The sequence below is a fragment of the Pedobacter sp. NO84 genome (genome assembly GCF_059703915.1).
The window spans coordinates 2,632,808-2,654,281 of the sequence record NZ_AP046575.1; the positions used below are offsets into that span (position 1 = coordinate 2,632,808).

Below are 21,474 nucleotides of genomic sequence, written 5' to 3' on the forward strand. Positions count from 1 at the left end.
ACTCTTAATTTTCGTTTACCACGCCCATCGCACAAAATTTATCAATTCTTGTTGCGATCAATGTATCTGTGTCTACGCTTTTAAGCTCTTCAAGGTCTTTTAAGATCTGTTGTTTTAATGTTTGCCCCATTAATTCCGGATTTTGATGTGCACCCCCAAGAGGCTCTTTTATGATTCCATCAATTAGGTGGTTATTAAACATATCATCAGAAGTAAGCTTTAAGCATTCGGCTGCTTTTTCTTTATAATCCCAACTTCTCCATAAGATAGAAGAACACGATTCTGGGGAGATTACAGAATACCAGGTATGTTCAAGCATGTACACATGGTCTCCAATGCCAATGCCCAATGCCCCTCCAGAGGCCCCCTCGCCCACTACAAAGCATAGAATAGGCACCCGTAAAATAGACATCTCCAATAAATTTCTTGCAATCGCTTCTCCCTGTCCGCGTTCTTCAGCTTCTAAACCTGGAAATGCACCCATGGTATCAATGAAAGATATTACAGGCTTATTAAATTTTTCTGCCAAACGCATTAAGCGAAGGGCTTTTCTATATCCCTCAGGGTTTGCCATTCCGAAATTACGGTATTGGCGCTCCTTTGTATTTTTTCCTTTTTGGTGCCCTATAATCATCACCGTTTGACCCTCGATGGTTGCGAAGCCCCCAATAATAGCCTTATCATCTTTCACGGTTCTATCGCCATGCATTTCAATAAAGTCATCACAGATCATACTGATATAATCTAATGTTTGGGGTCTTTCTGCGTGGCGAGACATTTGAACTTTTTGCCAACCAGTTAAATTGTTATACAAATTCTGACTGGTAGTGGCTACCTTTTCGTCGAGTTCTTCTAAAGTTGCAGACATGTCTACTTTAGTCTTATCAGCCACTTGTTTTACCTTTTCTATTTGCTGCATTAAATCAGCCAAAGGTTTCTCAAAATCGAATGATGTTTTTATCTGTTCCATAAGCGGGCTGTAAAAATAACGAAAAAATTTGAGGAACAAAGATAAAATAGCAACGGGCTCGGAGCGAAGAGCATGAAGCCTGGGCGTAAAGTGTTCAGCTAGACTCTGCCCGCTCTGCTCTTTGCATAAAAAAGCCGATATCAAATTAATGATATCGACTTAAATCAACAAACAAATTTTTTATTTATCCCACCATACCTTTCCGACAAGCTTATCGCCTCCAGGAACTGCGGCTACAGCTGCTTTATAATTAGAGGCATTAGAAACACCTTCTGATAAAGGGTATGGAAAACGGCGAGGAATAGTTCCCCCAGTGTTTGTATTTGGATAAATAATGGGTGTTAGTACCGGAAAGCCCGTTCTTCTCCAATTTGACCAGGTCTCATAAAAATCTAGCATTGTAATGGTGTGCGCCCAATATTGTTGGGAAATCATTTCTAAACCATTTGCCGCAACATAGGGATGGGCTGCCAAGTATATCGTTGCATCTCCCGAGTTAATGGCCATTGCAGGATCATATTGCGAAAGAAAAGTCATGGCCGCGGTAACCCCAGCATTATAGTGTGAAATGGCGGTACCGCCAATGTTATAACGTTGTGCAGCTTCTGCCCAAATCAGTTCAGTTTCTGCATACGTTAAAATAAAGGTGTTGCCATCTTTTTTTATCATACCTGGATGAGGAGAAGAATAATCTATAAAAGCGGTAAATGAGGCATCTTGACGAACATCCCTGCCCGCAATACCACTTAGATCCTTTCCGTTTGGCATTCCTTTTTGTGCTGCAGGAGTAGCGTCGAAAGCAGCATTCTGGATTTTCGTACCATCGGTTAAAAATAATTTGGTAACCGCTACTTTACCCAAGCGCGGGTCATTGTTGGTTTTCAAGAAGGTAATAAATGTATTGCTCCATCTGGTATAGAAGTTTTCCTGACCTCCATCTCCTGCCAAAACCTGACTATTCCTGTTTTGGGTTACCCTGCCACCCGATACATCATGTTTAATCATGGCGTTATCTGCATCCGCTGTCATTGTTTTACCAACAGCTTTTGTGATATAGGTTTGTGCTAAGGTGGCATCAGCCTTGCTTAGCCTCATTGCCGTCCGTAACATTAAGCTCGCAGCAAAACGCTTCCACTTGCCGATATCTCCACCATATACGACGTCACCACTTACGGCATCACCACTGGTATTTAATGCATTTCCTGCTTCATCTAATTCTTTGAGCAAATCAGCATAGATAGCTTGTTGCGAATCGTATTTAGGATATAAAACGCTAGTATAATAACCCTTGCCCGCATCAAAATAGGGAACGTCTCCATATAGATCAGTTATTCGTTCAAAAATCAATGCCTTCCAAATCCTGCCCATTTGATGAATATTATTGTATTGCGCTTTGCCTTTGGTAAACTCAACCAGATCGGCGGCATATTTTACCTGATCTGGATAGGCTTTTTCCCAATAAGCCGCTGTATAACCTTCATTTAACATATATTTATCTCCGGCCCAATAGCTGATTACAGAAGACAAACCCTGCATCATGGTGGAGGCATAAATTAGATTGCCCCTCCATGTTTCATATGCAAAGTCAGTGCTCCCAGTATAAGTAAGCTGTGCGGTTGATAAGAGATAATTGGGGTTATATTGTTCTTGTCCTACCGATACCGGATCGGTGTTAATTTCCTGGAAATCTTTTGTACAGCTTGTTATCAATATCAAGGCTGTAAAAAACGGTAGATATAGTTTTATGATCGTTTTCATTTTCAATTCTTTTAAAGATTACAATTTCACACTTAAATTTAAACCGAAGGTGCGAACCGGTGGAACGCCCCCTAACTCCAATCCTGGGAAAGTAGCATTATAACTAGATTCAGGATCAATATTGTCGGTTTTCTTCATCAGAATAAATAAATTACGACCAACGAAACTTACGTTAAGTCCCTTTATTCTATTATTGAACATTTTTGAAGGAAAATTATAGCCCAATGTGAACTGTCTAAATTTGATAAAGCTCGCATCTTGTACGAATTGCTTTGATACATTGTTAGCATAAGTGCTATAGTAGGTAGCTGCACCGTTTCCTAAAGCATCACGGTCTACTAATGTAGCTTGGTGCAGACCGAAAATATAACCGTAGTAATCGGTAGCAGCGAAGATTTTTCCTCCCCATTTACCATCGATTAGGAACGATAAATTAACCCCTTTAAAAGAGAATTCGTTGTTCCAGCCTGCAGTATATTTATTAAATGCCGAGCCAAAATCCATCAATTCTCCCCTTTCTGGGATGCCGTTTGATTTTACGATATTACCGCTAGCATCATATTTAAAATCGTAAGCCATTACTTGTGCTGCAGACTTACCTGCAATATTTTGCAGAAACCCTACTCCAGTTCTTGACGTTGCAATGGGCTGAGACATGGTTCCTTCAGCCAAGGAAAGCACCTGGTTGTCGTTATAAGAACCATTAATGCTAGACGTCCAACTAAAATTCTTGTTTTTTAACACCACGCCCGACACCAAAGCTTCAATCCCTTTATTTCTCATTTCGCCGGCATTTAAAACCGCTCCACTATATCCAGTTACTGTAGAAGTAGTGACATTGATGATCTCGTCTTTCGATTTTTTATTGTACCAAGTTAGATCAAGATTAAGTCGATCGCCAAAAAAGCGCATCTCTGTACCAATCTCGAACTCACTTGCTTTTGAGGCAATCAAAGCAGAATTTGGAATAAATTCATTTACGATATTTCCGATTGGCTTACCATTTAATGATTCGCTTCTTAGGTTATAGTACAATTGTGTTTGATAGGGATCTGTAGCCTGACCCACCCTTGCATAACCTGCTCTTAGCTTACCGAAGCTTAAGAATTTGGGTTTCCATAGCTCAGAAAACACAAACGATCCACTAATCGACGGATAAATTACATTAAGGTCGTTGTCTTTATTCGGCGTCGCAAGTGTAGAAAACCAATCGATACGTCCACTCCCAGTTACATATAAAATGTCTTTATAGGCAAGCTCTAACGTTCCATAAGCGGATTGTACTTCTGAGTTTACCTGAGACAAGCCCAGAGATTTATTTTTAGTATTGGTAAGGTTATAAATCCCAAATATGGCAAACTCGCCTCCGTTATTTGTGGTTTGACTGGAACTTGTACGCCGATAGCTTCCTCCTAAATTCGGGGTAATGGAAAAATCCTTTAATGTAAAGCTCTTGCCCATCAAGGCATCAATATTTATATCAGAGAATTTAGTAGTTTGTTCGGTCATACCCCCATTTACATTATAAGCAGTTCCCGAAGGTGTTACAGCGGTATAACTATCATTATAAGCATCCCTTCCGGCACGTGCCTGAAGAAAAAGGCCATTTTCGAAATTGTACCTGGCATTAAAAGAGCTAATTAACCGTTCTCTTTTGGTATTGTGTACAAACTCGTATGCAGCAAAGTAAGGATTCGTTGCATACGTATTCCCCGTATTATAAGCCAATTCATTACCATCGGCTTTTTTACCGGGCTGAAGGTTTAATATATCAACGCTAGTGGGTAAAAAAACCGCGTTATAATTGGCGTTTCCTGCACCATCTGAGAGCATTGGGCGATTCTTGGCCTGTTCCAAAATATAATTGAACCGTGCGTCAATTGTTAGTCGTTTGATCGCATCTACAGTTCCCGATAAATTAAAATTTTGACGGTTCAAGCCAGAATTAGGCACTACCGAATTATTATCTAGGTTACTGGCCGAAACCCGTACTACCCCACCTTCAAAAGTTTTGTTAAAAGCTAGCGTGTTGGTCCAGCTCCCACCCGTGCGGTAAAAATTCTTCACATTATCTTTCTGCGCTATATACGGCCTACTAATACCATCAAATTGGGGAACACTTGAGCCATCTAATCTAGCTCCCCAACTCGAACCCCCTACTTGCGCCGCTGAGGTAGCGTCTGCAGGCTTCACACCATTGGCTCCCTGACCATAGATGTACTGCCAATCTGTTCTATCCATTACCTGCTCGGCAACATAGTTGCTATTGAATTCAATATTATTCCCCTTTCCACTTTTTGTGGTTATTAGAATTACCCCAGCTTTAGCGCGATATCCATACAGGGCCGAGGCAGCTGCACCTTTCAGGATGGAGATGCTTTCGATATCATCAGGATTTAAATTCCCTACAGCATCACCCAGATCGGGAGCATTATCGTATTGACCTCCTGAGTTGCCCGAGGGATTTTTATTATTGATGCCCACTGGTTTATTTTCCATTGGCACACCATTGATTACATATAACGGCTGACTGGTTTGGTTGATACTAGATACGCCACGAATGGTAACACTGGTAGCTGCTCCTGCACCACCCGATGTTGAGCTGATGTCTAGACCTGCCACTTTACCAACCAAAGAATTTACGATGTTATTTTCTCTAGCTTGTGTTAAGGTTTCTCCTGAAACTTGGCTTACTGAATATCCCAAGGCTCTTCGCTCCCTTTTAATTCCCAAAGCAGTAACTACAACTTCGGTTAGCTGCTTAGTATCTTCTACCAATAAGATTTCGAAAGTGGTTTGAGAACCAATGGCTATTTCCCGGCTTTGAAAACCTGCATAAGAAATAACCAAAGTTGCGTTTTCGGGCGCATTTAAGGTAAATCTACCATTCACATCCGTTGAAACCCCTATTGCAGTTCCCTTTACCCTAACGCTCGCTCCAGACAATATTCCTCCAAGATTATCTTTAACTACCCCTGAAATAGGAACTTCCTTATTTCTGCTAATCACCACTAAACCTTCATTTGAAACCGAATAATTTAGGTTAATTTTATTTAGCAATGTAGCTAGTACGTCGATAACGGGCATATTGGTTACGGTGATGCTTACATCTTTGTTTATTGGGACATACGATGAGCTATACACAAAATGATAGCTACTTTGCTGTTCAATAAGCTGTAATACCTTTGCCAGCTTGGTCTTTCGCACATCGAGAGAGATTTTCTCTTGAGAAAATACCGATGCTGAAACATTCAAACAAGCCACGAAAACCAATATACAGGTTAACTTCATTAGCAAAATGAATTTTAAGAGCGATTTATACCTATTTCGCTCTTGCGGTAAGTAATAATAAATCATATTTTTGTTTTTTGGTTACAAGGTTATTTGGCAGTAAAACTGTTAGCGCATGAGCTGCCAGGGACTGATCAAAAAATTAAAAGGGCGGTGCGTCAACACCGTCCTTTTCTATTTGGAGATAAGTATTTGGTTGTTTTTTATTTCATATTTAAAGTTTTCTACTTTTTGTAAGGCCTCTAATACTTGTTTAATATTCTCATTGCTAAATGTAGCGGTAAAGCGATAATGCTCAAGCCCAGGATTAGCAAACTTGATTTCTACATTATACCATTTCTCTAGTATCTCCCGAACTTCTTCAAAATCTTGATCGTAAATTTCAATCCTATTCTGGATCCAAGCGGTTTCTACGATTGTACTGTCTTTAACCAGGGTGTAGTGATTGATAGATATCTCTGGCTTAGCCTTAATGGCTTTAACCACCTTTTCTTTGGCAACTGGAAGTTCTGCTTTATAAAACGTTACTTTCTGACTGGGTTTCAACGTAATTACCCCTCCATCTCCAGTAGTAGACTCCATAGTGATCAAACCTCGAATTAACGTAGCTTCGGATTGTAATTCATCCGCATATGCTTTAACATTAAAAGCAGTACCTAAAACATTGATATTAAAAGCACTAGTATGTACTTTGAAAGGTTTGTTTTTATCATGTACCACATCAAAAAAAGCCTCTCCGTTTAGGGTAACCTCTCTACATTTCGAGTTAAAATCTTTGCTTAAGGAAAGTTCACTTTTTGCATTTAGAAATACCGTTGAACCATCTGGAAGGTTAACTTTCTTTCTTTCGCCAGCTTTGGTGCTAAAATGAAGTGCAGCTGTTTGTACCGTATTGGCCTTTTTTAAATTGTAGCTAAGAAAAAAACCAATACCAGATATAATAATTATTGCTGCAGCAATTTTTAACCAGCCAAATTTGCTTGTCTTTAGAATTGGGGTATCAACTAAATAGTTTTGTTTAAAAGTAACAGTCTGTTTATTTAATTGCCGTTTATTTCCACTCAATATTCGATATAATCTTTGTGCTTCCTTTATGGTAGGTTGTTGCTCTGGATGTGCCTGAACATATTTTTCCCAATAGGCTGTGCACCGCTCATCTGTTCCTGAACAGTAAAGCTGAAAAGTATTATCAATCAGGAAATCTTCGGCATCAAACTTACTTCTATCTGTCATTATAAATTGCCTTTTATATAACAGTGCCTAAATACTTCTTTTTTTCCTAAAGAAATCTTAACTTTTTTTTAACATAGGATGTTTTAAACCTCTATTACCTGAGTTCATCGGATTTTAGCGCTTTCCGCAAAATTTTTAAGGCATCGTAAATGGTATTGTAGGCAGTTTTTATAGATTGATGTGTTTGCTCGGCAATTTGCTCATAAGTAAGGCCTTCGAAAAATTTAAGATGGATCAATTGTTTCTGTCTAAACGTTAGTTTTTCTAACGCAATTTTTAATTTGTACTGAACCAGCTCATCGCTTTGCACCTTCACTATAAATTCTTCATAGCTCATTTCAATCCATTCGCCATCAGCTCCAGCATTAAAAAGTGCATCATTTATTTTTCGGCGACGATCTAAAATTCTAAGTAACTTCCTTTTTAGAAAGGTCCTAAGATACGCCTCTACGTTATCAACCCGTTGAAGTGTGGTGCGTTTATCCCAAATGGTTGTAAAAACCAGATCCGTAGCCTCACTTGCGCTGTCTGCATCAGCACAAACGCGAATGCCAAAATTAACCAAAGGATAATAGAGTGTTTTGTAGAGATCGAAAAAAGCGTCTTTATCTCCCATACGCAGTCGTTCCCAAAGTAAATGATGCGCAAGTTTATGATCCATAATTTGGTTAGTAGGAGAACAATAATAACTAAAATTTTGGTAAGCGTTGGCAGATAACTTGTTGAGCGATGAGTACTTACCTAACGCCAAACGCGTATCGCCACACCCTTTACTTAATCGGCATCATCAAACTTGTACTGCCTCCAGCCTGGGTTGTGGGTAGCTTACCGTCCCATTTTTTAATCCATTCTTGCTGGATCAACATAGGAGTTAGGGATGCCTGCCTCAAACGATTAGCTTCAGCTTCAGACTTTGCCCGTACCAATAAGGCTTGAGCCTCGCCCGTTGCCGTTGCCACCTTAACTTTTGCTTCGGCATCAGCTTGTTTGGCTTGATTCTCTGCTTTAAGTCTGGCTTGGATAGAGGCATTTTTCTCGTCGATCATCTGTCTTAAGCTTTCTGGTGGTGTGATGGCCGATGTCAATTGGTCATATACAAATCCATCCTTACTTAGATTTTTTGTTAGTATAATTTGAATCCTGTCTTCAAATTTTTCTCTATTGCTCATCACCGAATCTGAGCTGAACGAGTTTGCTACTATTCGGTACGCATCATAAATCGTATTTCGCATAAATTGTTGTTCAATCTCCCCTAAAGGCTTACGGTATTGCCGATAGATTTGTGGAACCATTGAAGCATTTACATGGTAATTTAACTTAGGATCGACCTTAAATTCGGCAGCATCCTTTGTAGTTACAACAAAAGGTTCGTAATCTACAGACTGTGTGAACGTAGGAAATTCGATAATTTTGGTTGTCCATGTATTGTACCAAACCCTGCCCGTAACAATGGTAATGTTGTCAACGCCCCTATCAGAACCATATAGGTTTATTTTAATTCCCACATTTCCTGCGTCAATATTCTCATAAGTAAAAGGCTGTATCGCATAGATCAGAATCAGTAAAACCAATCCCGCCGTATATTTGATTATTTTCTTAATTAAAGGCCCTCTGTCTGAATCTTGAAATTCCATAAGCGTTAAAGTTTTTTAAATAATAAAATGATGGGGTTGTATACAATCGCAATTCCTAAGAGCACTTCTACTATACCAATAACCACTTTTAGGCTAGACGGTTCGCTGATGTTATCTACGCCCAGAGTGATAAAGATGATGGCTGCGATTACCCGGATTAGAATAATAATTTGATTCATTGTTACAATTTGTTGTTCGTTACGCACCGAGGATAATTCACTCCTGCTTGCCTGCAGGCAGTAATTATAAGATTTCGCCGATCAATTTTAGGCCAACTCTTATCTCCTGTAATGATAAATATTTGGATGGAAGAATCAAAGAGGCAAAGTATAGCGCATTTTTTAGCCTAGAGAAAATACCAATTAAAACTTCGCTGGCACTCCAGGTTTTGGCAATGCTTTCTGAATAAATTCTCTGATATGCTCATTTCCCATGGCTAGATCAGGTTTACGCAGGTACATCATGTGTCCACTTTCATAACCTTCCCAGCTCATCCTATCTTTTAGCTTCCCGCTAGGATCAAGTTGCCACATGTTATATTTGGCATTGAAATAATCACAGGCACCATCGTAGTAGCCAGATTGTACCAATAAGTGTAAATACGGGTTTTGCGCCATTGCCGAGCGGAGATTTTCTCCAGTTCTATCGCCGGTATTGTCCCAAGGATTTACTGGGCCAAACATGTTGTATTTCAGATCGGTTTTATAGTTCAGTTCATTTCTGATGTACATATTTATAGCTGGAGTGAAAGAATGTAACCAAGAGGTTAGCTCTGCATTATAATCAGGCCCATCACCCGCATCAGCTCTATCGATGCCCTTATAACGTGAATCTAACCTGCCCACGGTAAATCCTTTATCGCGCAATAGTTCCTTCCAAAAGAGATTTGTTGATATATCAAGATTATTTTGAAGGATTACTTTTTCGGAAATTCCAGAAAATCTGGCCATTTTCGCGGCTATTTTTTGCTTTTCGGCCATTGGCAAAAATCCACCTTTGGTAATTGCGGGAATAAGTTCATTTACGGTAAAATTCTCTACTTCTGGAAGCATATCTGTCAATTTTTTGCTCTGCAGATCAGCGGGAAGCATTTTATGGTACCATGCAGTGGCGGCAAAATAAGGCAAATGCAGTGCAGCATCCATGACATTGCCTCTTTCCATACCCAATTCTGTAGGCGATACCAGGATTACACCATTTAAATACATCCATTGATTACTCTGTAATTCTAGGGCCAGGCCCGAAACGCGGGTTGTACCATAACTTTCGCCAATTAAGAATTTTGGGGATGCCCAACGGTTATTCCTGGTTACAAATGTATTTAACCATTCGGCGAGATATTTGATGTCAGCTCTTACTCCAAAAAATTTATTGGTTGGTACATCTTTACTAGTTGGCCTAGAATATCCTGTATTTACGGGGTCGATATACACGATATCGGCAACATCTAAAATAGAGGAACTATTTTCTTTATAACCATAGGGTTGGATGGGATATCCCTCATCATCAATATTTAGTACCACCGGACCCGTATAAGCGATGTGCATCCAAACAGAAGCCGAGCCCGGACCACCATTAAAAGAGATCACCAATGGTCTGTTTTCTCTATTTTGAACGTCAGAGCGCTCGTAGTAAGTGTAAAATAAACCAGCGATTGGTTTGCCTTCTTCATCCCAAACAGGTAAAGTTCCTGTTGTAGCTTTATAGGGAATGGATCTTCCTTTAATTGTAACCGTATGATTGGTTATAACCGAACTTTCGGGCACAATGGTACGTGATTGCGTACTTGGGGTACGGGCCATGGGTTCTTCCTTAACTACCGTGGTAGTTGTAGTTGCCCCAGAAGGCGGTGTAGTTGTTGTACGTTGAACATTTTGACCTTGTTGACGCTGCTGTGACTGCGCAATGCTAACAAAACTTAAAACAATTAATGCAGTGGTAAAGATCTTCTTCATTGGTTAAGAGTTTGATGGTTGGATAAATATACAAATTAGCTAAGTAGTGAATTAGCCAATTAGCTAATTTTAAGGTACGTCGCAGAACTTTTACTTTCCTATCAATTTGTTAGCCACAGATTAAACAGATTTGATCCATTTAAACCCCTGCCTAAGGGGTAGAAAGGTGTGGTGCGCCAAATTATTAAGATTTTGTTACACACAATCTAACAATAAAAAAATCTAGCAATTGTCTTGAGCTCTTATTTTAAGATGGGCCTTAATACCCTTGCCTTCCCATCAATTTTATTGGAGAATTTTAAACCTAAAATCTTTGCAATCAGGGGATAAATATTTACGTTCTCGAATGCCTCTATTTTCAAATGTTCTTTAAACTGCGGTCCCCAAGCATAAAATGTAGCGTGCATATCTGTTATGGAGGGATCAAAGCCATGTTGACCGATATCCGGCTTAACGCCATTGATATTAAATACGTTCGGCAGCTTTGGCACTAATAAAATATCCCCCACTCTCTGGTAATGATCTTCATTTTTATTGTAATGCCATGCTTTGGGAATACCCTTTGCTAAATACACGTCGTAGTTAATGGCTTCCTCTTTTAGGGAAAGATAGGTTGGTTTTATTTTGTTCTTTTCATTTGCATATACATGGAGCAATGAATTGCCTGGCGGCACTATAAATTGGGTCAGATCTATTGATTTTGGCATAGCGATGGTATTTTCCCTATCAATGGTTGTCATACCATGATCGGAGAGCACAATAAAATTTACAGGCAATCCCGAGGCTTGGGCTGCTGCCACCAATTTCCCAATGGCCTCATCAACGAGTTGTACAGCGGCTTTAGTCTGCTCAGAATCAACTTGGTAATTATGAGCTGCCTTATCAACTTGTGGGAAATACAATGCTATAAAATGCGGTCTTTTTTCTGCTGGTAATTTTAGCCAATCGCTTACGATGCTTATCCTTCTATCAATTGGAATAACCTCGTTATAGTTATACAAATAGGTTGGTCTGATGCCATCCATCGAAATTTCTGATCCGGGCCAATAGAAAATAGCAGTTAATAAGTGTTGTTGTTCTGCCACCACCCAAAGTGGCTTGCCCCCATACCAGGAACTATCAACAGCCATTTTTTTATCCGATTTCCTATAAATAATTGACCTAGTTTTATCATAAAAAATATTATCAACTATTCCATGGTGCGAGGGGTACAGACCTGTAATAATGCTGTAGTGATTAGGAAAGGTTAACGAAGGAAACGAGGGTTTTAGATAAGCGGCCTGTACCCCATTTTCTCTTAGCTTAATGAGATTTTTTGCTTGGTATTTATCAGCCAAATCCCATCTAAAAGCATCAATAGAAATTAGAATAACATAAGGCTTTTCCTGTTGCTCCTTACTATTTGCTCTATCTGGAACAACTCTTTGTGTGGTATCCTGTGCATTAACCCTAACGCAATTTAAGCTTATAAAAACGACAAGTATTAAAAATCTCGTGTAGCTGGCCATGAATCAAAAATACTGATATATTGTGGATTTATGAGGGAGATTTCAACTGTAATTTTAATCCCTGTTTTTATTAGAAAATTTTAATCGGGCTTTTAAAGAAAAGCGAAACTAAATTGAATTCGAGTTGTTCTATATAACACGAAGAATAAATAATTCTCCTCTCAAGACACACTTCGGTCTGATCAACTTCTCAAACGAATTCAAATTAGCTAATCGTATCCAACATCTACTCCTTAAGAATATTCGTAAATAGAGCTAAAGGGGTTGCAAAATAAAATTGTTTTAATGTAGGATAACACATTAATAAAGTTACTTTAGCTAAAATATAAAAACTGTTCAAACGCTCTTCTACACAAATTATGACAAAGAAAGTCAAATTCACCAATGCCAATAAATCTACCTTTTATGCCACTTTACGTAAGCGTGTTGACGCTCATTTTGAAGATCAGCAATTAAGTGTACATGCCAATGGTGCAATGTGGTTCAAGACATTTTTTTTCTTAGGGAGTTTTATTACTTTATACCTTTTAATTTTATTGGGCAATTTTAGCCCTTTGGTAATGATGGGTATGGCTATCCTTTTGGGAATGTTCGGTGCGTTTGTGGGTTTTAACATTTGTCATGATGCTATTCACAAAGCATTCTCAGACAAGCCTATCATCAATCAATCTTTTAGTATATTATTTAGTTTGGTGGGAGCAAGTGCCTACGTTTGGAGCATATGCCATAATATTGTTCACCATACCTACACGAATATCGCGGGTCACGATGAAGATATAGACGTTGCTCCGGGATTAATCCGCTTTTGCGAAAACGAGCCCGTAAACAAAATTCAGCGTTTTCAACATTTCTATGCCTTCGGATTATATAGTTTAGCGATGCTATCATGGGTTTTTAGAAAGGATTACAAAAAGTTTTTTCAAACTAAAATTGGATGCCAAGTTGCGAATCATCCTAAAATCGAATATTTCAACCTTTTCTTTTTTAAATTTATCTACTATTTCCTTTTTATCATTTTACCGTTAATTGTGATTGATGTTGCTTGGTGGCAATTTATAATTGGCTTTTTGGCCATGCAATTTGCGCAAGGACTGGTTTTGGGACTGGTTTTTCAATTAGCACACGTTGTAGAAGGTACAAGTTTCCCACATCCTAATGAGGAAGGAAATATTGAAGAGGCTTGGGCAGCACATCAAATGATGACGACAGCAAATTTTGCGGTAAATAGCAAGGTCGCGGGGTTCTTATGTGGCGGATTAAACAGGCAGGTTGAACATCATCTATTTCCTAAAATTTGTCATATTCACTATCCTGCGATTGGTAAAATTGTGAAGGATACGGCCATCGAGTTTAATCTTCCTTACATCGAAAGTCCTACTTTTATGAGTGCTTTGGCTTCTCATTATCGGATGTTAAGAAAATTAGGCAAAGAAGCCTATCAGCAACAGGCAGTAAGTCCAGTTCCTTGTATCCTAACTGCCAAGGTTAAAATTACGCAACTTTCATAGGGTTCATTCCTCTATCTGGAGTGAAAATGTTTAACAATTAACTATTTAATTTGTTAATTGTGCATAAATTCCTTTCATTAGCTTTTGTAGAGAGTTGTCCCAAATGAATAAACCCAAAAGAATTACTGTTGCAGATGATGATCCCGGCATTTTAGATGCGGTGGGCATGATGCTCGAGATGGAAGGCTACGAGGTAAATGCTACTTTAAATGGAAATACAGTCCTCGATTTCCAAACTCCACTACCTGATATTTATATATTAGATATTTGGATGTCTGGTTCTGACGGGCGAGAGTTATGTAAGCAATTAAAAACCGAAGACCTAACCAAAAATATTCCTGTAATCTTGATTTCTGCCAGCAATGATCTAAAACGATCTGCGGAAACTGCCGGAGCTGATGATTTTTTAGCAAAGCCGTTCGAGATCGATGTTCTCTTAGAGAAAATAGCTTTGCTGGTATAAAACGTTGTAGGGAAAGCGCTTGGCTATTTGACATATAAAATACACCCTATTTTCTCGCCCAGTACAATTAAGCATTCCCGATCAGATTGGAGGTTATAAAATATTTCTAATTCATAGCCGTTCATCCATTGTTTGCTACATTTTGGCGGATTTATCTTTAATAAACAGCTTCAGTTTTGCAAATTTGAGCCTAAGATTACCTAGAACGTAAAATGGGATTAAGTTATCGTATTTGTTCGATTTAAAAAGGTAATTTAACCCTACATGATAGAAAGGAAGTTACCTTTTAGGAAAGAAGGCTGGATGCGTACCAATTTAAAGTATGCAGGCATTGGTATTGTTGTTGGAATAGTGATGAGCTTGTTCGGAGGCATATTTAATCCAAATTATATGCATCTCCAAAATGTACTTCTAAATATTCTGTTCAGTTTCTTTATCACATTAAGTATTACCAATGTGATTGGGCTGGTATTATGCTTCTTTGAACCAACCAATTATAATTTTTGGCGATTTATTCTCCTATATTATAGCTGTAGCCTGGCGGGAATGGTTATTGGAATTGAGTTCTCTTATTTCATCGTTTCGTTGATCTTTAATAGTCATTATGATTTTTTCAGTCACCTGAGCGAATATAAGTTTACCACATTTATAACTTTGATCATTAGCACCTTAATTCTATTGTACCATTTTCAGCGCGTAAATGCTGAAGCGGTACTAAAAGAAAAAGAAATGGAACTGGTAAAATTAAGTCAGCTAAAAACAGAGGCTGAGTTACAGGCCTTACAGTCTAAAATCAACCCCCATTTCTTATACAACGCCTTAAATTCCATTGTAAGCCTTATTCATGAGGATGCGGATAAAGCTGAGGAAATGACCATTAAACTTTCCAAATTATTTAGGTACAGCATTAACACGATGCAAGAGAATTTTTGCTCTATTAAAGAAGAAGTTGAGATTTTAAACACCTATTTGGCAATTGAAAAAGTGAGGTTTGGCAATCGGATAAACTTTAAAATAAATCATCCTAATGGAATAGAAGACCAATTAATTCCGCGCTTTTTATTGCAACCTCTAGTAGAAAATGCGTTGAAACATGGTTTAAAAGACATTCCTGAACATGGGGAGCTCGAGGTTTTGATTGCTCAAAAAGACAACCGCATAGAGCTTATCGTTTCTGATAATGGAGAACCCTTTCCCGAAGCAATTGAAGCTGGATATGGTTTGCAAAGCACTTATGATAAGCTTCAGCTTTTATACAAGGATGATTATGAGCTGCAACTCAACAATTCCCCTAAGAAACACATCAAAATTTCAATCCCTTTACATTAAAAGATATGTGGAAAACAATTATCATAGATGATGAAAAACTGGCCCGTCAACGTTTGAAACGGTTATTGGCAACATATATAGAAATCGAGATTGTAGCAGAAGCTGAAAATGGTGTTGAAGGTTTAAAGTTGATCGATGATCTCAAACCTGCGCTCATTTTTTTAGATATAGAAATGCCTATTTTAAATGGCTTTGAAATGCTTAGCAAACTGAGCCATTACCCAAAAGTTGTATTTACCACTGCCTATGACCAATATGCCATTAAAGCATTTGATGAAGGTTCTGTTGATTATCTGTTAAAACCCATTGAACTTGAGCGATTAGAAAAAACCATAAAAAAGTTAAGGCAAACCGAGCTGGCAGCAGATCCCATTGCCATTGAAGAGCTTATTAAACAAATACACGGTAAAAAAATACTAAAAACACTTACGGTTAAGTTGGGTGATAAAATTCTGCTCATTAAACTTTCAGATATTGTGCATGTGCAGGCAGAAGATAAATATGTTTTCTTGCACACGGTGGATGGGAAAAAACATCTTACAGACTTTACCTTAACAACCCTTGAAGAAAAACTCCCTGATGAATTTTTAAGGATTCACCGAAGCGAGATGATCAATACGGATTATATTAAAGAAATCAGGAAGGGATTTAATGGTGCATTGATTTTTGTACTTAATAATGCCAATGAAACCCGTATCACTTCGAGCAGATCTAACAGCGAGGCTTTAAGGCAAAGATTCGATATTTAATCACCTGGTTGATTAATAAAACTTTTATTTAAAAATCTTTAATCAAAAAGCAAAAAATTTAACCTAAAATATATTAATTATTATATTCAACCAATTGAATATGAATGATTTATATTTGACTATTAAATACTGATGCTGATGGAAAGTTTAGAAGTTGCTGTTGTAGAAATTGATAAAAAACTGGGCTTATTAATGGATATTATTCAAACTGGTTTTGAAGCCATTAATAAGAGATTGGAGGCGGTTGAAGAAAGAATGGAAGTCCTCGAACAACGAATGGAAGTCCTCGAGCAAAGGATGGAGATCCTTGATCAAAGGATGGAGATCCTTGATCAAAGAATGGAAGTCCTTGAGCAGAGAATGGAAGTCCTTGAGCAGAGAATGGAAGTCCTCGAGCAGAGAATGGAAGTCCTCGAGCAGAGAATGGAAGTCCTCGAACAACGAATGGAAGTCCTCGAAAAACGAATGGAAGTTCTCGCACAAAGGATGGATGCTCTCGAACAAAGAATGGATATCCTTGAACGTAGAATGGATGCCCTTGAGCAGAGAATGGAGGTGCTTGAACGTAGAATGGATGCCCTTGAGCAGAGAATGGAGATGCTTGAACTGAGAATGGATGCACTCGAGCGAAGATTGGATATTCTTGAGCTTAAAGTGGAGGCACTTAAGCTAAGAATGGATTCATTAGAGCAGAAAGTGGACGAGTTAGAGCTAAAATAAATGCGCTAGAAATAAGGGTTTATGAATTAAAGGTGGAGCTATTGAAAATCAATGAGGTTACGAGTTACAGAGGCGTGTATGAAAATACTTTTAGTATTGATAAGACAAAAAAGCGCTAAACCAACTTGTTTTTACTGATGGATATCAATTCGCTATAAGGTTATTACCTCAAATAAGGCTCCATAATTCCTTTCCAAATCTCATATCCCTTAGCATTCATGTGCAGATTATCCGATAAGAAAATATCCTTTTTAATCAATCCATCAGGATCAAACATCGAATCAAAGGTATTTATAAACGTTGTGCGTTTCATTTTAGCAATTATTTCAACTAAAGTTCTATTTGCTTCGATCATCTGAGGCCAATATTTCTCTCTTGAGGGACTGGGTTTAATGGAAATATAGGCTATATAAACTTTTGGGTATTTAATTCTAATCAGCTCAAAAAGTTTCTTAACCCTATCCACCACAATCTGAGCTGTTATCCCATTTTCAGTAAAATCATTTTCACCACAGTAAATTACAACTTGTTTAGGTTGATAAGGATAAACGATATCCCCAACATAATTGATGAGGTGAGGTAATGACGATCCACCAAAAGCCCGGTTAATAATTACATGCTTTGGAAAATAGTTTTGTACATCTGTCCATTTGGTGAAAGTAGAGCTGCCGATAAAAAGAACTGCATTCTTTGGTGGAAAGTTGATACTGTCTAGCTTCTTAAAGTGTTGTATTTCTTTGGCGAAGGGAGCTTCTTGCGCATTTAACGTTGAAAACGTAATTAAGAATGCAAGAATTAACGTAAGTTTTTTCATTTTATATTCAATAGATCCTACACCTAGATTAATTAGTTGGCAGCTTTAACTTGGAAGCTGAACGTGCTTGATGCGGGATTGCCATTTTTATCCAAACCATTGATGGTGCCTAAATACGTGCCCGGTAAATCAGAACTGTAAAAATTAACCGTCCCTGATCCATTTGAATCAAATTTTAAGGTTGGCGACCAATAAAGTACGTTCCTAAAATCTGGTAATCTACTGTTTAACTGAGAGGTTGTTTCGTATACCGGTGTATAAAATTCTCGCTGAAGTTGCATGCCCTCATAATCTAATACTACGGCTTTGGGGTTTAGATCAATATTGGCCAGACTAGGTTTATAACTAAAAAAGCTAAGAATCCCTTCAAATTTGGAAGAACCTAGATAAAAACCTTCCACAACTACCTCTAACTTTTCTATTTTATTTGGATCAATATTCATTGCATTGTTAATGTTAAAATAAGGAATCCCATCTATCAGCACCAATGGATCATCAGTTAAACTAATATCTTGACTGATAATATTGATATGAAAATTTTTATCTGACTTAGATACCATCGTTTCCTTCACATATTCCCTCAGCGTTTCCTCCATTGTTCTAAAGCGGGTGTAATCATTTAATTCATACGTCCGAAATAATTTGCCATAAAATGATAGGCTATCAATTGCTGGCCGCAAAAATTTATTTGTCTTATTGGACATGTAACTATTTTGCACCTGGGCTCCAAGGCTTTGGAGCTCAAAAGAATTCAAACGGTTCTTATCAACTACAAATCGCGAAGAAAGAGGAGAGGTATATTGCTCTGAAAAAGGACTAAGAATGGAGAGCGTAGAAGTTGTATCCGATTGATCTGATTGCACTACAATTTCATTATCGCCATAGAAATCATTTGTATTAAATAGAAAGTTGCCATCCGCATCACTTAAGCTTTCATAAAATTGAATTCTCCTTCCTGCAACACCAAAATAAACATGGGCAGAACTTAATTCTTTGCCGTTTTTATCTACAATTTTACCATTTATTAGATGCCCATTATATTCAGGCAAAAATTTAATTTGAGGCGTTTCATTCAATACTTTATCCCAAGCAAATCTTCTCCAACCTTGAGTAATTAATAAGTTATTTAGCGCTGTTCTCGCTTCTGCAGTCTTATTGAAATAATAACTTGGAGATTCCACATTTCCTTTTAGATCCGAACTTAGCTGTAGGTAACTTTCTATATTACCTTCGCCCACTTCTTGAAGGGAATCTAATTTTCGAACTGAAAGTGAAAAATCTAACCCATCTAAATTTTGTACTTCACTTTTTACTGAAATAGACACATTTACTTTGCTTCTAAGCGAATACGAGCTAAGCAAAGGCTTGGCATCTACACTTAAAATTGTAGTTGCTTCTTTAAAATATAACCGTTCGGCAACAGCCTGTTCCTGTTCGTTAAATAAGGTTATATGTGAAATTCCATGCCCAAGCTTAGATTGTTCAATTTGAAATGTAGCCTTCCCCCCAACAATATTAGCGAGCGTTACTGAGGATGTTACTCCCTTATTGTGAACGAATAGATATACCTTTGCTGAATTTAGGTTTGTGGCTACATCAACTTGCAACGATGTCCCATGGTCGGTAACCAACATCACATAACCTTGTTTTTTACTGGCAGGGAATGAAGTACTGATTGGATTTCCGCCCGATACAATTACAGCCCGATAGGTGGTATTGGCCTGCGGCATAAATTTAAATTGACCAATCCCGAATTTGAAGCTGTTGAATTTAGCAACAGTATCATTTTTTTGATTTAAGATTGCACCATTCACATTTACTCCCTTACCATCGCTTCCTGTTGCCTTAAATCCAACATTTGTAGCAATCCCCTCTACAAGGTCTCCTCCTTCTGGAAAAAATTGCAGGTCGATATTATTTTTTTCTATATTAACTTTCTCAGGTGTATATTTCCCATTTAAGAGGGTAATCTGTTTTTCGAAAAACAAATCCGGACCAAAATTTTTCATCCAATTGGTATAGGCTCTAAATTTATACACTCCACTTTTCAAATCAGAGGGGATAACTAACGAGCCATTGCCACTTCCGTTTACCAAGGAAATCTTGGCTTGTAGAAGAGGTTTATTATTTTGATCTAATAGCTCTATGTAGGCAAGTTTGCTTACAGCAGTGGGTTTATCTGTAACTGTATTTATCGTATAGATCTTTAACCATAACAGTTCTCCACCAACATAGCATTCCTTATCTGTATGAACAAACAGCTTTTCCTGAAAATTCTGCTGATAGGCCGCAAATTTACCCTCTACTTTCGGTAAAAGTTGAGCCTTAACGGTTAGATGAACTACCGTTAATAAAAAAATCAATATGAATCTATTAATTATCTTAGTCATACGTTTATTGCCAAAATGCTGGTTTCTTATTTACTCCCCTTAATGTACAATCAGCGCATTGTCTGCTAGAAGCTGCCACTCCGGTTGCTGTATAGTCGATCGGAATATTGAATCCTGAACCAAAATAAGCTTTATCATCTCCTGGTTGCTTAAGGGTGGCCTCACCTATTGGAAAACACTCTCCGTGTACAGCTACCCTATATGTTCTTGGCCATTCGTCAAAATTGATATAAATCCGTTGTTGTTGAACACTCCCCGCACTAATATATCCAATTACCGACTCTCCCGCATCGCTTACATTGTGGATATTCCCTGTTAATTGGGAAGGCTGGGCATCAAATATAGAACCTAAGCTTTCTGTATTTTTTTTAAGGTTTTGCCAAAAATCATATGCCTCCTTGGTTAAAGCATATTGCTTAACTAAAATGCTATATCTTTCGGAAAGCCTTTCTGATGAAGATGGAATAAAAGTAAGTGGCTGTTTAGAAATAACATCCTGATCAAGTTTTACTGATGACCCTAATAAAATTGAACTGGATTTGAAATTTCCCCAGCATTTATGAATATTGTTATTAACCATGTCTCTTGGAGCAAGCTTGGTTCCATCCCAAAATAAGGTAGATCTAAAGCTGGCATAGAAGATCCAGGTCTCATCATATTCCCATCTATAATATCTTGCTTTATTGGTAGCATCATGTGTATTCAAATATAGGTCTAATCCCTCATCTCCCTTAATGTCAAATCCTACCTTATCAATTGGGGGAGTTAGTTTAACTTCAACAAAATCAGAAAGATATATTCCGCCTTTGGTGGTTTTAATTCTAAGACGATATTTTTTACTTGGATTTAAATTTAATCCCAAAGCTGCATATGTGCCTTTGGTAAGGGCCAATTCTCCTAAGGTATAGATGTCATTGGCATCACTTTCTACCGTTACCGTGGCTGCTGTTTCTGGGTTAATGGTATTCTCTTTTGCAATTACAACTGTCCTGCTCAATTTAATAATTGTTGAATCGGCACCTGAATTAATAAATCCCTCCACAACCAGAATATTACTATTAGAGGTGGTAACTTCTGGATTAAATTTTTCTTTGCAGCCTAAAAAAAGCAAGCCAACAACTAATACATATGTTTTAAATACTTTTCCCATAG

Annotated in this window: 17 protein-coding genes; 5 read left to right on the top strand and 12 right to left on the bottom strand. The window is 38.0% G+C overall.

The window, feature by feature from the left end:
• Nucleotides 1–4: 4 nt before the first annotated feature.
• The 9 genes from AC6H0V_RS11580 to AC6H0V_RS11620 all read right to left on the bottom strand — a co-directional run bounded on the left by AC6H0V_RS11580 (nt 5) and on the right by AC6H0V_RS11620 (nt 12,349).
• The gene (locus tag AC6H0V_RS11580; protein ID WP_497560336.1) at nt 5–970 is read right to left on the bottom strand and encodes an acetyl-CoA carboxylase carboxyltransferase subunit alpha; all 966 of its coding nucleotides are present in this window, start codon (nt 968–970) and stop codon (nt 5–7) included.
• Between the two features lie 180 nt (nt 971–1,150).
• Complete coding sequence (locus tag AC6H0V_RS11585) at nt 1,151–2,728, bottom strand: SusD/RagB family nutrient-binding outer membrane lipoprotein (RefSeq protein WP_497560337.1); 1,578 nt, start codon at nt 2,726–2,728, stop codon at nt 1,151–1,153.
• 18 nt (nt 2,729–2,746) lie between these two features.
• Nucleotides 2,747–6,019, bottom strand: coding sequence for a SusC/RagA family TonB-linked outer membrane protein (locus tag AC6H0V_RS11590; protein ID WP_497560338.1), 3,273 nt, complete (start codon nt 6,017–6,019; stop codon nt 2,747–2,749).
• A gap of 174 nt (nt 6,020–6,193) precedes the next feature.
• Nucleotides 6,194–7,252: a FecR family protein gene (locus AC6H0V_RS11595; protein ID WP_497560339.1), complete on the bottom strand. Its 1,059-nt coding sequence runs from the start codon at nt 7,250–7,252 to the stop codon at nt 6,194–6,196.
• Nucleotides 7,253–7,346: 94 nt separating this feature from the next.
• Nucleotides 7,347–7,913 (bottom strand): RNA polymerase sigma factor, encoded by a 567-nt coding sequence (locus AC6H0V_RS11600; RefSeq protein ID WP_497560340.1) that lies wholly within the window; start codon nt 7,911–7,913, stop codon nt 7,347–7,349.
• 109 nt (nt 7,914–8,022) lie between these two features.
• A complete protein-coding gene (locus AC6H0V_RS11605) occupies nt 8,023–8,886 on the bottom strand; it encodes an SPFH domain-containing protein (protein WP_497560341.1) in 864 nt (287 codons plus the stop codon).
• A 5-nt stretch (nt 8,887–8,891) separates the two neighbouring features.
• Entirely contained in the window at nt 8,892–9,065 is a 174-nt protein-coding gene (locus AC6H0V_RS11610; protein ID WP_497560342.1) for a hypothetical protein, read from the bottom strand.
• Nucleotides 9,066–9,248: 183 nt separating this feature from the next.
• Nucleotides 9,249–10,841 (bottom strand): S10 family peptidase, encoded by a 1,593-nt coding sequence (locus AC6H0V_RS11615; RefSeq protein ID WP_497560343.1) that lies wholly within the window; start codon nt 10,839–10,841, stop codon nt 9,249–9,251.
• A gap of 242 nt (nt 10,842–11,083) precedes the next feature.
• Nucleotides 11,084–12,349 carry an alkaline phosphatase family protein gene (locus AC6H0V_RS11620; RefSeq protein WP_497560344.1) on the bottom strand — a complete coding sequence of 422 codons (1,266 nt, stop codon included), beginning with the start codon at nt 12,347–12,349 and terminating at the stop codon, nt 11,084–11,086.
• A gap of 359 nt (nt 12,350–12,708) precedes the next feature.
• On the opposite strand from AC6H0V_RS11620, the gene AC6H0V_RS11625 reads away from it, so the two are divergent.
• The 5 genes from AC6H0V_RS11625 to AC6H0V_RS11645 all read left to right on the top strand — a co-directional run bounded on the left by AC6H0V_RS11625 (nt 12,709) and on the right by AC6H0V_RS11645 (nt 17,118).
• The gene (locus AC6H0V_RS11625; protein WP_497560345.1) at nt 12,709–13,857 is read left to right on the top strand and encodes a fatty acid desaturase family protein; all 1,149 of its coding nucleotides are present in this window, start codon (nt 12,709–12,711) and stop codon (nt 13,855–13,857) included.
• A gap of 103 nt (nt 13,858–13,960) precedes the next feature.
• Complete coding sequence (locus AC6H0V_RS11630; protein WP_497560346.1) at nt 13,961–14,320, top strand: response regulator; 360 nt, start codon at nt 13,961–13,963, stop codon at nt 14,318–14,320.
• Between the two features lie 264 nt (nt 14,321–14,584).
• Complete coding sequence (locus AC6H0V_RS11635) at nt 14,585–15,649, top strand: sensor histidine kinase (RefSeq protein ID WP_497560347.1); 1,065 nt, start codon at nt 14,585–14,587, stop codon at nt 15,647–15,649.
• 5 nt (nt 15,650–15,654) lie between these two features.
• Nucleotides 15,655–16,398: a LytR/AlgR family response regulator transcription factor gene (locus tag AC6H0V_RS11640; RefSeq protein ID WP_497560348.1), complete on the top strand. Its 744-nt coding sequence runs from the start codon at nt 15,655–15,657 to the stop codon at nt 16,396–16,398.
• Nucleotides 16,399–16,536: 138 nt separating this feature from the next.
• Nucleotides 16,537–17,118: a hypothetical protein gene (locus AC6H0V_RS11645; RefSeq protein ID WP_497560349.1), complete on the top strand. Its 582-nt coding sequence runs from the start codon at nt 16,537–16,539 to the stop codon at nt 17,116–17,118.
• A 163-nt stretch (nt 17,119–17,281) separates the two neighbouring features.
• On the opposite strand, the gene AC6H0V_RS11650 is transcribed toward AC6H0V_RS11645, so the two are convergent.
• From AC6H0V_RS11650 to AC6H0V_RS11660, 3 genes are read right to left on the bottom strand one after another with little or no spacing between them, the layout of a single operon-like run.
• Nucleotides 17,282–17,932: a GDSL-type esterase/lipase family protein gene (locus tag AC6H0V_RS11650; protein ID WP_497560350.1), complete on the bottom strand. Its 651-nt coding sequence runs from the start codon at nt 17,930–17,932 to the stop codon at nt 17,282–17,284.
• Nucleotides 17,933–17,964: 32 nt separating this feature from the next.
• On the bottom strand, nt 17,965–20,322 hold the full coding sequence (locus tag AC6H0V_RS11655) for a hypothetical protein (RefSeq protein WP_497560351.1): 2,358 nt from the start codon (nt 20,320–20,322) through the stop codon (nt 17,965–17,967).
• A 4-nt stretch (nt 20,323–20,326) separates the two neighbouring features.
• On the bottom strand, nt 20,327–21,472 hold the full coding sequence (locus AC6H0V_RS11660; RefSeq protein ID WP_497560352.1) for a DUF4249 domain-containing protein: 1,146 nt from the start codon (nt 21,470–21,472) through the stop codon (nt 20,327–20,329).
• Nucleotides 21,473–21,474 lie beyond the last annotated feature (2 nt).

Coding starts and splice junctions, on each gene's coding strand:
- AC6H0V_RS11595 (WP_497560339.1), bottom strand. CDS start 7,252: ATGACAGATAGAAGTAAGTTTGATGCCGAAGATTTCCTGATTGATAAT.
- AC6H0V_RS11620 (WP_497560344.1), bottom strand. CDS start 12,349: ATGGCCAGCTACACGAGATTTTTAATACTTGTCGTTTTTATAAGCTTA.
- AC6H0V_RS11625 (WP_497560345.1), top strand. CDS start 12,709: ATGACAAAGAAAGTCAAATTCACCAATGCCAATAAATCTACCTTTTAT.
- AC6H0V_RS11660 (WP_497560352.1), bottom strand. CDS start 21,472: ATGGGAAAAGTATTTAAAACATATGTATTAGTTGTTGGCTTGCTTTTT.
- AC6H0V_RS11580 (WP_497560336.1), bottom strand. CDS start 970: ATGGAACAGATAAAAACATCATTCGATTTTGAGAAACCTTTGGCTGAT.
- AC6H0V_RS11645 (WP_497560349.1), top strand. CDS start 16,537: ATGGAAAGTTTAGAAGTTGCTGTTGTAGAAATTGATAAAAAACTGGGC.
- AC6H0V_RS11590 (WP_497560338.1), bottom strand. CDS start 6,019: ATGAAGTTAACCTGTATATTGGTTTTCGTGGCTTGTTTGAATGTTTCA.
- AC6H0V_RS11655 (WP_497560351.1), bottom strand. CDS start 20,322: ATGACTAAGATAATTAATAGATTCATATTGATTTTTTTATTAACGGTA.
- AC6H0V_RS11630 (WP_497560346.1), top strand. CDS start 13,961: ATGAATAAACCCAAAAGAATTACTGTTGCAGATGATGATCCCGGCATT.
- AC6H0V_RS11635 (WP_497560347.1), top strand. CDS start 14,585: ATGATAGAAAGGAAGTTACCTTTTAGGAAAGAAGGCTGGATGCGTACC.
- AC6H0V_RS11600 (WP_497560340.1), bottom strand. CDS start 7,913: ATGGATCATAAACTTGCGCATCATTTACTTTGGGAACGACTGCGTATG.
- AC6H0V_RS11650 (WP_497560350.1), bottom strand. CDS start 17,932: ATGAAAAAACTTACGTTAATTCTTGCATTCTTAATTACGTTTTCAACG.
- AC6H0V_RS11585 (WP_497560337.1), bottom strand. CDS start 2,728: ATGAAAACGATCATAAAACTATATCTACCGTTTTTTACAGCCTTGATA.
- AC6H0V_RS11640 (WP_497560348.1), top strand. CDS start 15,655: ATGTGGAAAACAATTATCATAGATGATGAAAAACTGGCCCGTCAACGT.
- AC6H0V_RS11615 (WP_497560343.1), bottom strand. CDS start 10,841: ATGAAGAAGATCTTTACCACTGCATTAATTGTTTTAAGTTTTGTTAGC.
- AC6H0V_RS11605 (WP_497560341.1), bottom strand. CDS start 8,886: ATGGAATTTCAAGATTCAGACAGAGGGCCTTTAATTAAGAAAATAATC.
- AC6H0V_RS11610 (WP_497560342.1), bottom strand. CDS start 9,065: ATGAATCAAATTATTATTCTAATCCGGGTAATCGCAGCCATCATCTTT.